Source organism: Paracidovorax avenae ATCC 19860, from assembly GCF_000176855.2.
GTDB classification, from domain to species: domain Bacteria; phylum Pseudomonadota; class Gammaproteobacteria; order Burkholderiales; family Burkholderiaceae_C; genus Paracidovorax; species Paracidovorax avenae.
This window is the reverse complement of the sequence record NC_015138.1, coordinates 155976-170364: the sequence shown is the minus strand read 5'-3', so window position 1 is coordinate 170364 and position 14389 is coordinate 155976. Positions and strand designations below refer to the sequence as shown.

12 protein-coding genes are annotated in these 14389 nt (G+C 71.7%); 5 read left to right on the top strand and 7 right to left on the bottom strand.

Annotated elements, in window-relative coordinates; all coding sequences use genetic code 11:
• Nucleotides 1-188 precede the first annotated feature (188 nt).
• Nucleotides 189-812: a CDP-diacylglycerol--serine O-phosphatidyltransferase gene (gene pssA / locus ACAV_RS00760; protein ID WP_011793313.1), complete on the bottom strand. Its 624-nt coding sequence runs from the start codon at nt 810-812 to the stop codon at nt 189-191.
• A gap of 98 nt (nt 813-910) precedes the next feature.
• On the bottom strand, nt 911-1363 hold the full coding sequence (locus ACAV_RS00755; protein ID WP_013592669.1) for an Lrp/AsnC family transcriptional regulator: 453 nt from the start codon (nt 1361-1363) through the stop codon (nt 911-913).
• 116 nt (nt 1364-1479) lie between these two features.
• Between ACAV_RS00755 and ocd the strand changes: the two genes are divergently transcribed.
• A complete protein-coding gene (gene ocd, locus ACAV_RS00750) occupies nt 1480-2628 on the top strand; it encodes an ornithine cyclodeaminase (protein ID WP_013592668.1) in 1149 nt (382 codons plus the stop codon).
• A gap of 62 nt (nt 2629-2690) precedes the next feature.
• The gene (rocF, locus tag ACAV_RS00745) at nt 2691-3650 is read left to right on the top strand and encodes an arginase (protein WP_013592667.1); all 960 of its coding nucleotides are present in this window, start codon (nt 2691-2693) and stop codon (nt 3648-3650) included.
• A gap of 7 nt (nt 3651-3657) precedes the next feature.
• On the opposite strand, the gene ACAV_RS00740 is transcribed toward rocF, so the two are convergent.
• The 4 genes from ACAV_RS00740 to ACAV_RS00725 all read right to left on the bottom strand — a co-directional run bounded on the left by ACAV_RS00740 (nt 3658) and on the right by ACAV_RS00725 (nt 9016).
• Entirely contained in the window at nt 3658-5835 is a 2178-nt protein-coding gene (locus ACAV_RS00740; RefSeq protein WP_013592666.1) for an acetoacetate--CoA ligase, read from the bottom strand.
• A 76-nt stretch (nt 5836-5911) separates the two neighbouring features.
• Nucleotides 5912-6151 (bottom strand): DUF6139 family protein, encoded by a 240-nt coding sequence (locus tag ACAV_RS00735; RefSeq protein ID WP_013592665.1) that lies wholly within the window; start codon nt 6149-6151, stop codon nt 5912-5914.
• A gap of 117 nt (nt 6152-6268) precedes the next feature.
• Nucleotides 6269-7093, bottom strand: a complete 825-nt coding sequence (locus tag ACAV_RS00730) for a M48 family metallopeptidase (protein WP_013592664.1) — start codon at nt 7091-7093, stop codon at nt 6269-6271.
• Between the two features lie 270 nt (nt 7094-7363).
• Complete coding sequence (locus ACAV_RS00725; RefSeq protein ID WP_041828468.1) at nt 7364-9016, bottom strand: IclR family transcriptional regulator domain-containing protein; 1653 nt, start codon at nt 9014-9016, stop codon at nt 7364-7366.
• A 166-nt stretch (nt 9017-9182) separates the two neighbouring features.
• Here ACAV_RS00725 and ACAV_RS00720 point away from each other — a divergent pair, with 166 nt between their 5' ends.
• Nucleotides 9183-10670 carry an aldehyde dehydrogenase (NADP(+)) gene (locus ACAV_RS00720; protein ID WP_013592662.1) on the top strand — a complete coding sequence of 496 codons (1488 nt, stop codon included), beginning with the start codon at nt 9183-9185 and terminating at the stop codon, nt 10668-10670.
• Between the two features lie 49 nt (nt 10671-10719).
• On the opposite strand, the gene ACAV_RS00715 is transcribed toward ACAV_RS00720, so the two are convergent.
• On the bottom strand, nt 10720-11901 hold the full coding sequence (locus ACAV_RS00715; RefSeq protein ID WP_013592661.1) for an MFS transporter: 1182 nt from the start codon (nt 11899-11901) through the stop codon (nt 10720-10722).
• A 73-nt stretch (nt 11902-11974) separates the two neighbouring features.
• Between ACAV_RS00715 and ACAV_RS00710 the strand changes: the two genes are divergently transcribed.
• Entirely contained in the window at nt 11975-12889 is a 915-nt protein-coding gene (locus tag ACAV_RS00710) for a LysR substrate-binding domain-containing protein (RefSeq protein WP_013592660.1), read from the top strand.
• Between the two features lie 92 nt (nt 12890-12981).
• Nucleotides 12982-14304: a 5-demethoxyubiquinol-8 5-hydroxylase UbiM gene (ubiM, locus tag ACAV_RS00705; protein ID WP_041828899.1), complete on the top strand. Its 1323-nt coding sequence runs from the start codon at nt 12982-12984 to the stop codon at nt 14302-14304.
• Nucleotides 14305-14389: the final 85 nt, after the last annotated feature.

Genomic DNA, 14389 nt, shown 5'->3' with positions numbered 1-14389 from the left:
GGGACCAGCGCACGTTTCCGCGGGGATTGCGCCGGTGAAACGCGCCGGCCCTCCACGCCATCGCAGAGCGTCCCCAATCAGGGGGCCGCGGAGCAGGCCACGCCAGCAGACGCCGTGGAACCGGCTTCGCCGGGCCACTGGCGTCGTCCCCCTTGGGGGGGAAGGCGCCGAAGGCGACTCAGGGGGGGTCAGAATTTCGGTATGCGGATCCGGCTGATCATGAGCGAGCCCGACACCGCGAACAGCAGCACGAAGGGGTGCAGCGTGAAGCCACCCACCAGCAGCTTGCCGAACCACAGGTTCTCGCGCACGGCGCCGAGCGATGCGGCCAGCGCCATGAGCCCCACGAGCACGATGGACGTGGGGATCGGCGTTCCCTCGAAGTACTTCACCTTGCCCGAGCCTTCGGAGAGCGTTTCCGCCGTGACGTTGTAGCGCGCCAGGCGCGAGACGCCGCAGGCCACGAAGAAGGCCAGGACGATGCGGTCGTAGAGCCCCTGCATGCCGCAGGCGTAGGCGATGATGGCCGGCGCCACGCCGAAGGAGATCACGTCGGCCAGCGAATCCAGCTCGCGGCCCATGGCGGAGGACTTCTGCCGCCAGCGCGCGACGCGGCCGTCGAGCACGTCGAAGACCAGCGCCGCCAATACCAGCGCGGCCGCGAAATACACGTGGCGCACATCGCCCGTCTCCATGAACGTCATGGAGGAGAACAGCGCCCCCACGCCGCACACGGCGTTGCCCAGCGTGAACCAGTCGGCCAGGTGGAACTCGCGGATCATCGAAAAACGCTTGGGGGCTTGCGGGGTCATGGGCGGTCTGTCCTTCCTGGCGATTCCTGCGGATGCTGCGGCGCGGGGCCGTCGGCCGATTATGGGACGGGGCCGGGGCCGGCCTCGTCAGGCATGTCCTACCGGCGAGCGCCCGGAGCCTGCTGGGGCGGCGCGCGCAGGGTTTCCAGGTGGATGCTCGTTTCCGTATTGCGGATGCCCTTGATGAGCCGAATGCGCTCCAGCGCCTGGGCCAGCTCGGCCAGGGAAGCGACCTGCAGTTCGGCCAGCAGATCCCATTGGCCATTGGTGGCGTGCAGGGACAAAACGCTCGGCTCGCCCAGCAGGGAGGCAGTGACGCGGCGCGCGTCGTTGCCCTCGATGGAAATGCTCATCCAGGCCTGCAGCCCGCCGGTCTCGCCCTCCGGCCGCAAGCGCACGGTGTAGCCGACGATGGTTCCCGCGTCCTCCAGCTTGCGGATGCGGTTGGTGACCGTGCCGCGCGACACGCCCAGGCGCGTTGCCAGCGTCGCCACGCTGGCGCGGGCGTTGTGGCGCAGGGCGGCGATGAGTTGCTGGTCGATGTTGTCCATAGTGGCAACAGATGCTGCCATAACGGCAGCTTTCTGCGCAATTGCGGTCAATCCTGGCGATCTGGATTGATGCACGCCTGTGGGAACCTCGTATACCAGCACCGAAGAGGCATGCCATGGACCGCACCCATACCTTCCGCCCCGCCCTGCGCCGCGCCGGCTCCACCGATTTCCTCGATGCGCCGCGTGCCGCCGAACTGGTGGGACGCACGGGCGTCATCGCCTGCCTGCATGCCATCGCCCAGGCCATCGAGGCCGACTTCGCGCGGTGGAACGATTTCGACAAAAGCGCCCGCACGGCCGCCCATTCGCCGCGCGGCGTGATCGAGCTCATGCCCGTGGCCGACACCCGGCCCGGCGGCGGCTATGCCTTCAAGTACGTCAACGGCCACCCGGCCAACACGCAGGACGGGCTGCCCACGGTGATGGCCTTCGGCGCCCTGGCAGACGTGGACACCGGCCTGCCGGTGTTCCTGAGTGAACTCACACTGACCACCGCGCTGCGCACGGCCGCCACCTCGGCCGTGGCCGCCCGGCGGCTGGCCCGGCCGGACAGCCGCAGCATGGCGCTGATCGGCAACGGCTCGCAGGCCGAGTTCCAGGCGCTGGCGTTCTTCGGGCTGCTGGGCGTGCGCGAACTGCGGCTGTACGACACCGACCCCGCGGCCACGCGCAAGCTCGTGCGCAACCTCGGGCCCTATGCCCGCGAGGGACTGCGCTGCGTGCCCTGCGCGAGCGCGCGCGAAGCGGTGCGCGGCGCCGACATCGTGACCACGGCGACGGCCGACAAGACCCGCGCCACGATCGTGCAGGCCGACATGCTGGAGCCGGGCATGCACCTGAACGCCGTGGGCGGCGACTGCCCGGGCAAGACCGAACTGGCGCCGGAGGTGCTGCGGGCCGCCGCGGTCTTCGTGGAATACGAGCCGCAGACCCGCATCGAGGGTGACCTGCAGCAGATGCCGGCGGATTTCCCCGCCACCGAGCTCTGGCGCGTGCTGGCGGGTACGGCGCCGGGGCGCATGTCGCCCGGGCAGGTGACGGCGTTCGATTCGGTGGGCTTCGCGCTGGAGGATTACTCCGCCCTGCGCACCATGCGGGCCCTGGGCCAGGCGGCCGGGCTGCTGGACCGCATCGCCCTGGTACCAGACCTGGCCGACCCGAAGGACCTGTACGCGCAATTGCGGCCCTGGCTGCCCGAGGGCACTGCCGGCGCGGCCGCTTCGGCGCCGCTTGCGCCCACCTTCGTGCACGAGGCGGCCTGATCTCCGACGCCCGCACACCGGGCCCGCACCGCACAATGCCCTCAACAGGAGAGCCGCCCACCATGGACAACGTCCCCTTTCCACGCCCGGTCACGCTGATCGGTGTTCCCACGGATGTCGGCGCCGCACGCCTGGGCGCGGCCATGGGCCCCGACGCATTGCGTGTCGCACAGCTCGGCCCGGCGCTCGAACGGCTGGGCCTGGAGGTGCAGGACCAGGGTAACCTGCACGGCCCACCGAATCCGCGCGGCGAGCGCACGGCCGAGGGCCTGCGCAACCTCGCCGAATGCGAGGCCTGGAACCGGTCCACCCACGATGCGGTGTTCGCCCAGCTGCAGGCCGGGCGCCTGCCGGTGATGCTGGGCGGCGATCACAACCTCGCCATCGGCTCGGTCAGCGCCGTGGCGCGCCACTGCCGGGAGACCGGCAAGCGGCTGCGCGTGCTCTGGCTGGACGCGCATTCCGACAGCAACACGCCGGAGATCTCGCCCAGCGGCAACGTGCACGGCGTGCCGGTGGCCAGCCTCTGCGGGCTGGGCCCGCCCGCGCTCGCAGAGCTCGGTGGCCCCGGGCCGGCACTGCGCGGCGCGCAGATGTGCCAGATCGGGCTGCGCAGCGTGGATGCGGCCGAGAAGCGCATGATCCACGAGCTCGGGCTGGAGGTGTACGACATGCGCGCGATCGACGAACTGGGCATGCGCGAAGTCATGCACCGTGCGCTCGCGGGGCTGGAGGACGACGCCGACGCGCACCTGCACCTGAGCTTCGACGTGGATTTTCTCGATCCGGAGATCGCCCCCGGCACGGGCACCACGGTGCGCGGCGGGCCGAACTACCGCGAGGCCCAGCTGTGCATGGAGATGATCGCGGACACGGGACGCCTCGCCTCGCTCGACATCGTCGAACTCAACCCCGCGCTCGACATCCGCAACCAGACCGCCGAGCTCGTGGTGGACCTGGTGGAAAGCCTGTTCGGCAAGAGCACGCTGGTGCGCACGCCGGCCCCCGCCGGGCGGCGCTAGGCGCGGTTCACGCCTCCGGGGCGGTGGCGATGGCCGCAGTGCGCGCCAAGTGCCTCCGCGCGAAATCCTCGTACCAGGGAAGGCAGCCCGGGTTGGCCATGGCGTCGCGGTTCACCACCTTCTCCAGCGGCTGGCCGAGCAGCAGCTTCTTGATGGGCAGTTCCTGCTTCTTGCCCGTGAGGGTGCGCGGCACCTCGGCCACCTGCACGATCTCGTCGGGCACGAAGCGTGGCGAGAGCGCGGTGCGGATGGCACCCGCGATGCGCTCGCGCAGCGCGTCGTCCAGCACGGCACCTTCGCGCAGCGCCACGAAGAGCGGCATGTGGCTTTCGCGGCCCAGGTATTCCAGGTCCACCACCAGGCTGTCGAGCACCTCGGGCAAGGCCTCCACTGCGCGGTAGAGCTCGCTGGTGCCCATGCGCAGGCCGTGGCGGTTGATGGTGGCGTCGCTACGGCCATAGATCACGCATCGGCCTTCCGGGCCGACACGCAGCCAGTCGCCATGGCGCCAGACCGCGCCCATGGAGGCCGGGCCGTCGCCGCCGCCGGGACGGCGGCCGTGGCCGGGCGGATACATGTCGAAGTAGCTCGCGAGGTAGCGCGGGCCTTGCGGATCGCCGGGCAGTGCCGGCCCCCCCGCCGGTGCATCGCCCCAGAAGTAGAGCGGCATGGAGGGAATGGGCTGCGTGCAGACCAGCTCGCCCACCGCGCCGGTGACGGGCCGGCCCTCCTCGTCCCAGGCTTCGACGGCCGCGCCCAGCATGCGGCACTGCATCTCGCCAGGCACCTGGGGCAGCTCGCGGTGGCCGCCGATGAAGGCACCGCAGAAATCGGTGCCGCCGGAGATGTTGTCCCACCAGACCGGTTCGCCGCCGCCAGCGCCTCCGGCCTGGGCCCGGATGCGCGCGAACTGCGCCGTGCCCCACTCCTGCACCTCCGGAGAGAGCGGCGATCCGGTGGTGCCCAGGGCGCGGATGCGAGACAGGTCGCCGCAGGCCGACAGATCGAGCCCCGCTTTCATGCAGTTGGCATAGAAGGCGGCGCCCGCGCCGAAGAAGGTCACGCCGGTCTCGGCGGCGAAGCGCCAGAGCGTGCCCCAGTCGGGGCGCTCGCGGCTGCCGCCCGGGTTGCCGTCGTAGATCACGCAGGTGGTGCCCGAGAGCAGGCCGCTGGCCTGCGCGTTCCACATCACCCAGCCGGTGGAGCTGTACCAGTGGTAGCGCTCGCCGAAGGAGTTGGGCGCGTGGCTCGGACCGATGTCGTTGTGCAGGCCCTTGAGCAGCAGCGCCACCAGCACCATGCCGCCATGGCCGTGCACGATGGGCTTGGGCAGGCCGGTGGTGCCGCTGGAATACACAATCCAGAGCGGGTGGTCGAACGGCAGCCAGAGCGGCTCGAACGACGCCACCGCGGCATCGTCCCGCGCGGTGGCCTGGGCGTACTCCACGCAGCCGGGGATGGTGCCCGCGGTGCCGAGCTGGTCCACGACGACCACGTGCTCCAGCGTGGGCAGGGCCGCGCGCAGCTCGGCCAGCACGCCGCGGCGGTCGAGGTCGCGGCCGCCGTAGGTCACGCCGTCCACGGCGATCAGCGCCTTGGGCTCGATCTGCCGGAAGCGGTCCAGCACCGCGGCCGTGCCCATGTCGGGCGCGCACACGCTCCAGATGGCGCCCAGGCTGGCCGTGGCCAGCAGGGCCACCATGGCCTCGGGGATGTTGGGCAGGTAGGCCGCGACGCGGTCGCCCGGCCCCACGCCCTGCGCGCGCAGGTGCAGTGCCAGCGCGGCCACCTGCCGGCGCAGTTCGGGCCAGGACATTTCGCGGTGCTCGCCGCGCTCGTTGCGGCTGATGATGGCCGGCTGCCCGGCCGCGTGCGCGGCGTCGGTGTGCCGCAGCGCCTGGTGCGCGTAATTCACCTGGGCACCGGTGAACCATTCGGCACCCGGCATGGCGTTGCGGGCCAGCACGGCCGTGTGCGGCGTGGGTGATTCGAGACCGAAGTAATCCCAGATGCTCTGCCAGAAGGCGTCCAGGTCGGTCACGGACCAGCGCCAGAGGGCGTCGTAGTCGTCGAACTGCAGGCCGCGCGTGTCGCGCAGCCAGTCCTGGTAGAGCCGTATCTGGGGAATGAAGGGAGCGAGCCCTTCGGCGGCCGCATTGCGCGGCGGGGGGGTGGTTGTCTCCATGGCCACGCAGCGTACTGCGTGCGGCCCCGGCGTGTCACCGCCGGGGCGTCCCGGGCTTGACAGGCAGGCGCCCGGGTCAGTCTTCCTTGAGTTCCTTCACGCTGGTGATCGCGTAGCGCTTCTCGCTCAGCTGCCGGGCCGGTTCGGGAATACCGTAGTCGTTCCAGTGCGCGGCGCTCTCGTCCAGCTCGTGGCCCCGCTCCTGGCAGCTCCAGTCGGTGTTGATGGCCTCCTGCGGGATGGGACGGCCTTCGGGAACCACGAGATAGGAATGCTTGCCGTCAGCTTCGGGCCGGCGGTAGATGTCGACGCGCATGGGAGGGATCCTTTGCTGTGGGGAGAGAAGCCCCCACTCTAGCCAACGCTCCGCGGCACTCCCGTAGGAAAAACCCCCCGCCCCAGGCGGGAACGGAGGGAGGTCTCCGAAGCGCGCTTACTTCGCGGCCATGTCGCGCATGCGATCGGCGCGGCCGGCCGGATCGGGATGGGAGGACAGCATTTCGTCGAGTGCGCCGCCCTTTCCGCCGCTCTGGGCCGCCAGCTTGCGGAAGGCCGATTCCATCGCGCTCACCTTGTACTTGTGCTTCTTCATGAAGGCCAGGCCGTAGTCGTCGGCGGCCGTCTCCTGGCTCTGCGAGAACTGGCTGTTGACCAGCTTTTCCCCCAGAGCGCCCAGGTCGCTGTCGGCCAGGGCGCCGACGCCGCCCGCGGCGGAAGCGGCCTTGCGGCCCGCGGAGGCGAGATAGGCGGTGCGCATGGCGGCCATGGAGTGCTGCAGCTTGACGTGGCCGATCTCGTGCCCGATGACGCCCAGCAGTTCCTGGTCGTTCATCATGTCCATCAGGCCGCTGTACACGCGGATCGAGCCGTCGGCCGTCGCGTCGGCGTTGACCTCGCTGGCGAGATAGACCTTGAAGTTGAGCTGCATGCCGTCTTCGTTGACGTGCTTTTTCGTGAGGCGGGCCAGGCGCTGCGCGTACTTGTTGTTGGCCGGCGCGACCTTTTCCGTGCGCTCCTCGTAGGCGCGCAGTTGCTGCGATACGGACTTGAGCTCGGCATCCGACACCGTCACTGCCTTGAACACGTCCGCGGCCGCGCCGATCTTGCTGTCGGTGCTGGAGCCGGTGCCGCCCGAGCCCGCGGCTCCCAGCACGGAGCCGAGCGCGGAGCCGGCGGATGAAGATCCCGTGGAGCCATTGGTGGCGCAGCCGGCCAGGATCAGGGAGAGCGCAAGCGCGCCCAGGCGGAACGTGTTCATGGTTTTATTACCCTCGTTGGAATGATGCGCCGCCCGGAGAGGGCCGGGCGCGGCCCGGGCCCGGCACCGGCGCGAGGCTGCGGCGGTGGGACGGCGGGCGGATTCTCTCCAGGGATGGGGCACCGGGGTGGAGTGGCAGGCGCGCACTTGCATCCATTTGTATTTCACACTTCAAGCGGGTAACACACCGCATTTCCCGGGAACTTTTGGTCATTCCGCCGCGCATGCCCACGCCACAAGAGGCACATCTTGTTGCAAAAAACCGCCGATTCAGAGCGGCAGCGCGAACAGGCGGCCGGACAACGGCGCGTTCGTGAGCATGTCCAGCGCCACGGGCTGGCGCGCGGTCGTCACGAACAGGATGTTGCCGTCCGGCCCGCCGACGGCCACATCGGTCGGACAGGGCACGGGCAGTGCGGCCACGCGGTCGAGCCCGCCGTCCGGCAGGAAGCGCACCACGCTCCAGCCGTCGCGCAGCGCGGTCCACACGCCGCCCTCGGCGTCGAAGGCGAGCCCGCTCACGCGCCCCGAGCCCTTGGGCACGGTGACCAGCCTCCGCACCACGCCGGGGCTGTCCGGGTGCATGTGCAGGATCGCGCCGGTGTCGGGCGCCGTGGCCAGCAGGGCGCCGTCCCCGGCACGCCAGCGCAGGCACTGCAGGGCTTCGGCCAGCCGCCAGAGCACCTCGACGTGCCCCGCGGCGTGCAGGCGCCCAACCGCACTGCCACCCTCGGCGGTCTCCACGGCCACCCAGACGCCGCTGCCGGCGCCATCGGTCCCGCCCAGGCACATGGCCTGGACGGTGGTGCCGTCCGGCCAGGCGGGCCAGGGCTCGGGCTGCGCGGCGCCCGGACGCCAGCGCACGGCCCCCCGCGCCCCGACCAGCGACACATCCTGCGGGCCGTGCACGAGCACGCCGGCAATGGGCTCTTCGCATTCCGCCAGGGCCTGGTCGGTGCCGGCCGGCAGGGCCGCCGCCCCGGTTTCTCGCGCCTCACCCTCCGGGCCAGCCTGCGGCGACCAGGCGCGCAGCGCCGGGGCCAGGCTGTCCGCCCAGTACAGCAGGCCGGCCTCGGTGCACCAGTGGGGGTGGGCACCATGGAACGCCCAGGGCCCCGCCAGGGCGCATGCCACGGTGTCGGCCACCGGGGCGCGGGTGCGCCCGAGCTGGGCACCCACCCGGCGGGCGGCCTCGGCCACTTCCGGCCCGAGCAGTTCCAGCCGCTCGGGCGTGAGGCGCCAGGCCGGGCCGGCCACGCTGAGCGCCCCGCGCACCTGGCCCTGGCCGTCCACGATGGGGGCGCCGACGCAGCGCACGCCGGGCACGATCTCCTCGTCGTCGATGGCGTAGCCGCGCGCCGCCGTCACGCGCAGCTCCGCCTGCAGCCGGCGCCGGTCGGTGATGGTGCGCGGCGTGGCGGCCTTCAGGGAGAGCCCCTTCAGCAGGGTGTCCCGCTCGGGCTCGCGCAGCGCCGAGAGGATGGCCTTGCCCTGGCTGGTGCAATGCACCGGCTTGCGCTGGCCCAGCGCGCTGGAGGAACGCTCGCTGTGCGCCCCGTCGCAGCGCTCGAGCGATACGACTTCCCGGCCGTCGAGGGCCGCGAGGTAGGAGGTTTCACCCGTCAGGTCGCGCAGCGCCCGCAGCTCCAGCGCCGCCGCCGCAGCCAGGTCGGGCATGGCGTAGGCCTGCCGGGCCATCTCGAAGCAGCGCATGCCCAGGCAATAGACCTTGCGCAGCGGATCGCGCCGCAGCAGCCCGCGCGCCACCAGGGCGGCGAGCAGGCGGTAGGCGGTGGTGCGCGGCAGCCCGAAGCGTTCGGCCAGCTCGGCCTGACTCAGTCCATCGGGTGCGGCGCCGACCGCCTCCAGGAGATCGAGGGCCTTTTCAAGGGCCGCGGTGCCTTCGCTGGAAGACGAGGCCATGGTTTGTCTCAGATAGTGGTACTTCCCGCGACTGTAGCGACCCTTCCGGATGCCGGTGTCACAGGTGCTCGCTACGATCTGCCCGGCAGGACGCCGCAGGCCGAACTTCCGCATCGGCTTTCCATCTTTTGAGACAGCCCTGGCCCCCTTTCCCAGGAGACATTCCATGACCACGCCCGACACCCTGCAATCCATCGACGCGCGCACCGGCCAGCCCCAGGGCGATGCCTGGAACGCCTCCACGCCGGCCGCCATCGACTCCGCCGTGGCCGCCGCCGCACAGGCGGCAGACGCCTTCGCCGCCTGCAGCGCCGCCGACCGCGCGGGCCTGCTGCGCGCCCTGGCCGACGCCCTGGAATCGCAGCGCGAGGCCCTGGTGCCCCTCGCCGACCGCGAGACCGCCCTGGGCCCGGTCCGCCTGAACGGCGAGCTGGACCGCACCGCCTTCCAGCTGCGCGGCTTCGCCGCCGAGCTGGAACGGGGGGCAGCGCACGCGGTGGTGGACGACCCCGCGGTGGCCGGCGCTCCGCCGGCCGGCCGGCCGCACCTCACCCGCGTGCGCGTGCCCGTGGGACCGGTCGCCATGTTCTCGGCCAGCAATTTCCCGTTCGCGTTCTCGGTGCTGGGCGGGGACACCGCTTCGGCGCTGGCGGCCGGCTGCCCGGTGGTCGTGAAGGCGCACCCGGCCCATCCGGAGCTGTCCCGCCGGACGGCACACCTCGCGCAGCAGGTCGTGGCGGCGCAGGGCCTGCCCGGAGGGGTCTTCCAGTTCGTGGAGGGCGGATCGGTGGCCACCGGCGTGCAGCTCGTGCAGGCGCCGGCCATCGCCGCCGTGGCCTTCACCGGCTCGTTCAAGGGCGGCACCGCCCTGGCCCGGGTGGCGGCGGAACGCCCCCGGCCGATTCCCTTCTACGGCGAGCTGGGCTCGGTGAATCCCCTCATCGCCCTGCCCGCGGCACTGCAGGCCCAGGGCGCCGCGCTGGCGGAAACCCTGGCCGGCTCGATCTGCCTCGGCGCGGGCCAGTTCTGTACCAGCCCCGGCGTGATCGTGGTCCGCCGGGATGCCTCGGGCGATGCGTTCGTGCAGGCGCTGGCGGACAAGCTCCAGGCGCTCGCGCCGCACGCCATGCTTTCGGCGGGCATCCGTGCGCACTTCGACCACGGGGTGAATGCATGGAGGGCCCACGGCAAGGTCAGGCCGCTGGTGGACGGCACGGCCGCGCCCGGCGCCACGCCGCGCCCCTTCCTGGCAGAGGTGCAGGCGGCGGATTTCATCGCCGACGCTGCGCTGCACGATGAAGTCTTCGGATCCGCCGCGCTGGTGGTGCGCACGGGCTCGGCCCAGGAAACGATCGACGTGTTGCGCGCCGTCGGCGGCTCCCTCACGGTCACGCTCTGGGGTGCGGACGACGACACGGAGGACAACCGCGCACTGGTGCGCGCCGCCACCCAGGTGGCGGGCCGCGTGCTCTTCGCCGGCGTCCCCACCGGCGTGGCCGTCACGGCCGCCCAGCACCATGGCGGCCCCTACCCCGCCAGCACCGCGCCCTTCACCACGTCGGTGGGCTACGCGGCGATGGACCGCTTCCTGCGCCCCGTGGCGCTGCAGGATGCCCCCGGGTGGCTGGCCGCGCGCAACGGCGTTCCCTGCTGAGAGGGAACAGGAGCGGCACCGACAGACGGCCCAAGGCACGGGAGCGGGATCAGGACGGGCCGCTGCCGGCGCGGATGGCTGCATTTCTTCCACACGCCAGGGCCGCGGCAGCCAGCACCACGGCGGGAATGCCGTAGAGCCAGGGCGTCGGAAGCACAGGCAGCCACAATCCGGCGGCCAATGGCCCGAGCCCTGCACCGATATCCCGCCAGACGGACCTGGCCGCCAGGGCACGGACGCGATCGGCCCCGGGATGGCGCATGGCGACGATGGGTGCGAGCAGCGGCAGCTGAAGGGCCCGCAGCAACACGATGGCCGCGGCACAGGTCCACAGCCACCCTGTTCCGAACCCGACCAGGGCCACGGCTGTCATGAGCGAGAAGACGACGAGCAGCCGTTCCGCCCCCCACCGGTCGGCCCAGCGGCCACCAACCGGGCCGAGAACGATCTCGGAGCCATACCGGACGGCCAGCAGCACGGCAGCGGCCGTCAGCGCACTGGAAGGCCACAACGCCTGGCCCAGCACGGTCAGGCCGATGAGAAACAGGCCGTCCAGCGCGAATCCCTCCACGAAAGACCAGGTGTCCAGGGCGTTCGGACGCGACGGCCGGGTGCGCACCCCATCCATGCCCGGGTGGGGCCGGGCGGGAAGCATGCGGGCGGCCCACAAGCCGCCCAGGGCCACGAAGGTCAGTGCGCCCAGGACCCAGCGGGGTCCTGCCAGCTCGCTCAACACGGCGGCCGCCGGCAAGGCGATCACGGGCCCCAGGGCGATGAAGGCGCGCGATCTTCCGGACCGCGCCGATGCACCGGCTGCCGACGAAGTGGCCAGTACCTGCGTGGAGAGGTTCAGCGCAGCGAACGCCATGCCCCAGAGCAATCGCAGCGGCAGCAGCAGCCAGAAGCCGCCGAGGGTGGCATTGCCCAATGCACAGGCGGCAGCCGCTGCGACCGCCAGGGTGCAGACCCTGCGGTCTCCGTACCGGGCATACATGCGTGCGACCCAGCCGTACCCGGCAATGCGCACGAGGCGGTTCGCTGCCAGCAGCATCCCCGCCTCCACCAGCGTGATGCCCCATGCAGCGCCGTGCACGGGAAACAGCAGATACAGCACCACGTCCGAAGGCAGCGTGGTGGCCAGTGCTATGGCAGCGTTTCTGGATTCGCGGTCAGCGGCCTCTGGAGTGGGGAGATCCGCACCTGCCGCTCTGGTCGTTTGCATGGCCCGCATCGTGGGCCCTGCGGAGGGAGGCGACAAACGAGTTTGTTGGGGCCACATGTGTGCAAAAATCTCACACATGACCATGGTGCTCCCCCCTCTCAATGCGGTACGGGCCTTCGTGGCCGCGGCCAGGCACCAGAGTTTTTCGCGGGCGGCGCAGGAACTCCATGTGACCCACGGCGCCGTGAGCCGGCAGATCAAGGGGCTTGAGGACGACCTTGGCGTTGCCCTCTTCGAACGCCGGGTGCGGCAGGTGGTGCTCACGGTGGAAGGCCAGGCTTTCTACGCGCAGGCCGAGGCGGGTCTCGCCCTGATCGGCAATGCGGCCACCGCTCTCCGGGGAGGGGTGGCGAGCCGGGCCGTGCGGATCAACGTGAGGCCGTCGTTCGCTGTGCGCTGGCTGATTCCCAGACTGCCGGACTTCGTGGCCAGGCACCCCGGCATCGAGCCGGAGGTCATCACCAGCATCGCTGCCCCTTCCCACGCCGCAGAGGGATTCGATGTGGCCGTGCGGCGCGGGCTCCAGGGGTGGCCGGCGTCGTTGCAGGTGGCACCGTTCCTGGAAGACGAGGCATTGGCGGTGGCATCGCCGGCCTTGCTGCAGAGCGCCAGCCGCCCTGTCGAATCTCCGCGCGACCTGGCGGCGTTCGTGTGGCTCTGCGCCCGTTCCAGGAAGGGGGATTGGGACGACTGGTGCCGGCAGGCAGGCACAGGCCGGCTGAAGGCCGCCGGGCGGCTGCACCTGGACCACCTGCACCTGATTCTCCAGGCCGCCGTCGATGGACTGGGCGTGGCCATGGCGCCGCGGTCGTTGTGGGGCAACGATCTCCGGCAGAAACGGCTGGTGCCGCTGCTTCCCCGCCACACCCTGCCGCTGGAGCGCTACTACTACGGCATTGCACCGGCTGCCTCCGAAGAAGCCCGCTGCTTCGTGGCGTGGCTGGAGGAAGCGCAGCGGCTCCAGAGCGCTGTCGGCAGCGGCGAACACATCGCTTGATGCACGGCAATGGCAGCCCCGGGCCGCCGCGCCCACAATGGGCAGGCTCCCACTTTTGCGCGCCCTGCGCGTTTCCGCCCGCCATGCCCGAGATGTCCGCGCCTGCTTCCGACCCCGTCTCCCTGCCGCAGCAGGCCACGACGGCAGTCGCGCACGACTGCGACGTCCTGGTCGTGGGCGGCGGCCCCGCCGGCCTTTCGCTCGCAGTCTCGCTGGCGCAGGCCGGTTTCACGGCCACGGTGGTGGAGCGCCAGCCGGATGCCGCGCTGGCCGAACCGGCGCCGGACGGCCGGGAGATCGCGCTCACCCACCCCAGCGCGGACACGCTGCGGCGCCTGGGCTCCTGGCAGCGCCTGCTGCCGCACGAGATCGGGCGCATCCACGCAGCACAGGTGCACGATGGTCCCGTGGGCGGCGCGCAGCCGCTGCGCCTGCAGACCGGGCGAGGCCCGGGCCACCTGGGCTGGATCGTCCCCAACCACGCCCTGCGGCGCACGGCGCACGCCGCGGCCCTGGCCACGCCGGGCGTACGGCTGCTGGCCGGCCGGCAGGTGGCTCACGTGGCCGTGTCGCAGGACGCGGCGGAACTGGAATGCGCGCCTGCCGGCGACGGACCGGATGGCGCCGCGCCCCTGCGGCTGCGCGCGCGCCTGCTGGTGGCGGCGGACAGCCGCTTCTCCGGCACGCGGCGGCAACTCGGGATCGGCGCGGCGAGCACCGATTTCGGGCGCACGGTCATCGTCTGCCGCATGCACCACGCGCTGGCGGGGGACGGCATCGCGCACGAGTGCTTCGGCTATGCCCGCACGCTGGCCATCCTGCCGCTGCCACCCGACCCGGGCACGGGCGAACCCCTGTGCTCGGTGGTGGTCACCACCCGCACCGACGACGCTGCCGCGCTGCTCGCGTTGCCACCGGCCGATTTCGCCGCCCAGGTGCAGGCCCAGTTCGGCGACCGCCTCGGCGCGATGCGCCTGGCTGGCGAACGCCATGCCTATCCGCTGGTGGCCGTCTATGCACGGCGCTTCAGCGGGCACCGCTGCGCGTTGCTGGGCGATGCCGCCGTGGGCATGCATCCGGTGACCGCGCATGGCTACAACCTGGGCCTCGCGGGCGTGGAGCGGCTCACCGCCGCGCTGGCGCATGCGCACGACATGGGCCGCGACATCGGTGATGCCCATCTGCTGGAACGGCACTACGCCCGGGCGCACCACCGCCATGCCTGGCCGCTGTACGAGGGCACGAATGCCATCGTGCGGCTCTACACCGATGACCGCCCCCTGCCGCGCCTGCTGCGGCGCGTGGTGCTGCAGGGCGCCCGCCGGCTCGCCCCCGTGCAGGCGGCGATCGTGGGGCAGTTGATGGGAACGGCGCCCGAGGCCGGCGCCCGGGCACCCGGCCCCGCGGGGCACTGAACTTTCCCGCTTCGGCGGACTCCGCCATGCCGCCCTCGCGCGGCATTTCGCGTGCGGCGGCGGCATGGCACGGCCTTTTGTCACG

What these genes read in the sequence shown, in the direction of transcription:
- ACAV_RS00715 (WP_013592661.1), bottom strand. Translation starts at nt 11,901, where the DNA reads ATGCGGGCCATGCAAACGACCAGAGCGGCAGGTGCGGATCTCCCCACT.
- ACAV_RS00755 (WP_013592669.1), bottom strand. Translation starts at nt 1,363, where the DNA reads ATGGACAACATCGACCAGCAACTCATCGCCGCCCTGCGCCACAACGCC.
- ocd (WP_013592668.1), top strand. Translation starts at nt 1,480, where the DNA reads ATGGACCGCACCCATACCTTCCGCCCCGCCCTGCGCCGCGCCGGCTCC.
- ACAV_RS00740 (WP_013592666.1), bottom strand. Translation starts at nt 5,835, where the DNA reads ATGGAGACAACCACCCCCCCGCCGCGCAATGCGGCCGCCGAAGGGCTC.
- rocF (WP_013592667.1), top strand. Translation starts at nt 2,691, where the DNA reads ATGGACAACGTCCCCTTTCCACGCCCGGTCACGCTGATCGGTGTTCCC.
- pssA (WP_011793313.1), bottom strand. Translation starts at nt 812, where the DNA reads ATGACCCCGCAAGCCCCCAAGCGTTTTTCGATGATCCGCGAGTTCCAC.
- ACAV_RS00710 (WP_013592660.1), top strand. Translation starts at nt 11,975, where the DNA reads ATGGTGCTCCCCCCTCTCAATGCGGTACGGGCCTTCGTGGCCGCGGCC.
- ACAV_RS00730 (WP_013592664.1), bottom strand. Translation starts at nt 7,093, where the DNA reads ATGAACACGTTCCGCCTGGGCGCGCTTGCGCTCTCCCTGATCCTGGCC.
- ACAV_RS00735 (WP_013592665.1), bottom strand. Translation starts at nt 6,151, where the DNA reads ATGCGCGTCGACATCTACCGCCGGCCCGAAGCTGACGGCAAGCATTCC.
- ubiM (WP_041828899.1), top strand. Translation starts at nt 12,982, where the DNA reads ATGTCCGCGCCTGCTTCCGACCCCGTCTCCCTGCCGCAGCAGGCCACG.
- ACAV_RS00725 (WP_041828468.1), bottom strand. Translation starts at nt 9,016, where the DNA reads ATGGCCTCGTCTTCCAGCGAAGGCACCGCGGCCCTTGAAAAGGCCCTC.
- ACAV_RS00720 (WP_013592662.1), top strand. Translation starts at nt 9,183, where the DNA reads ATGACCACGCCCGACACCCTGCAATCCATCGACGCGCGCACCGGCCAG.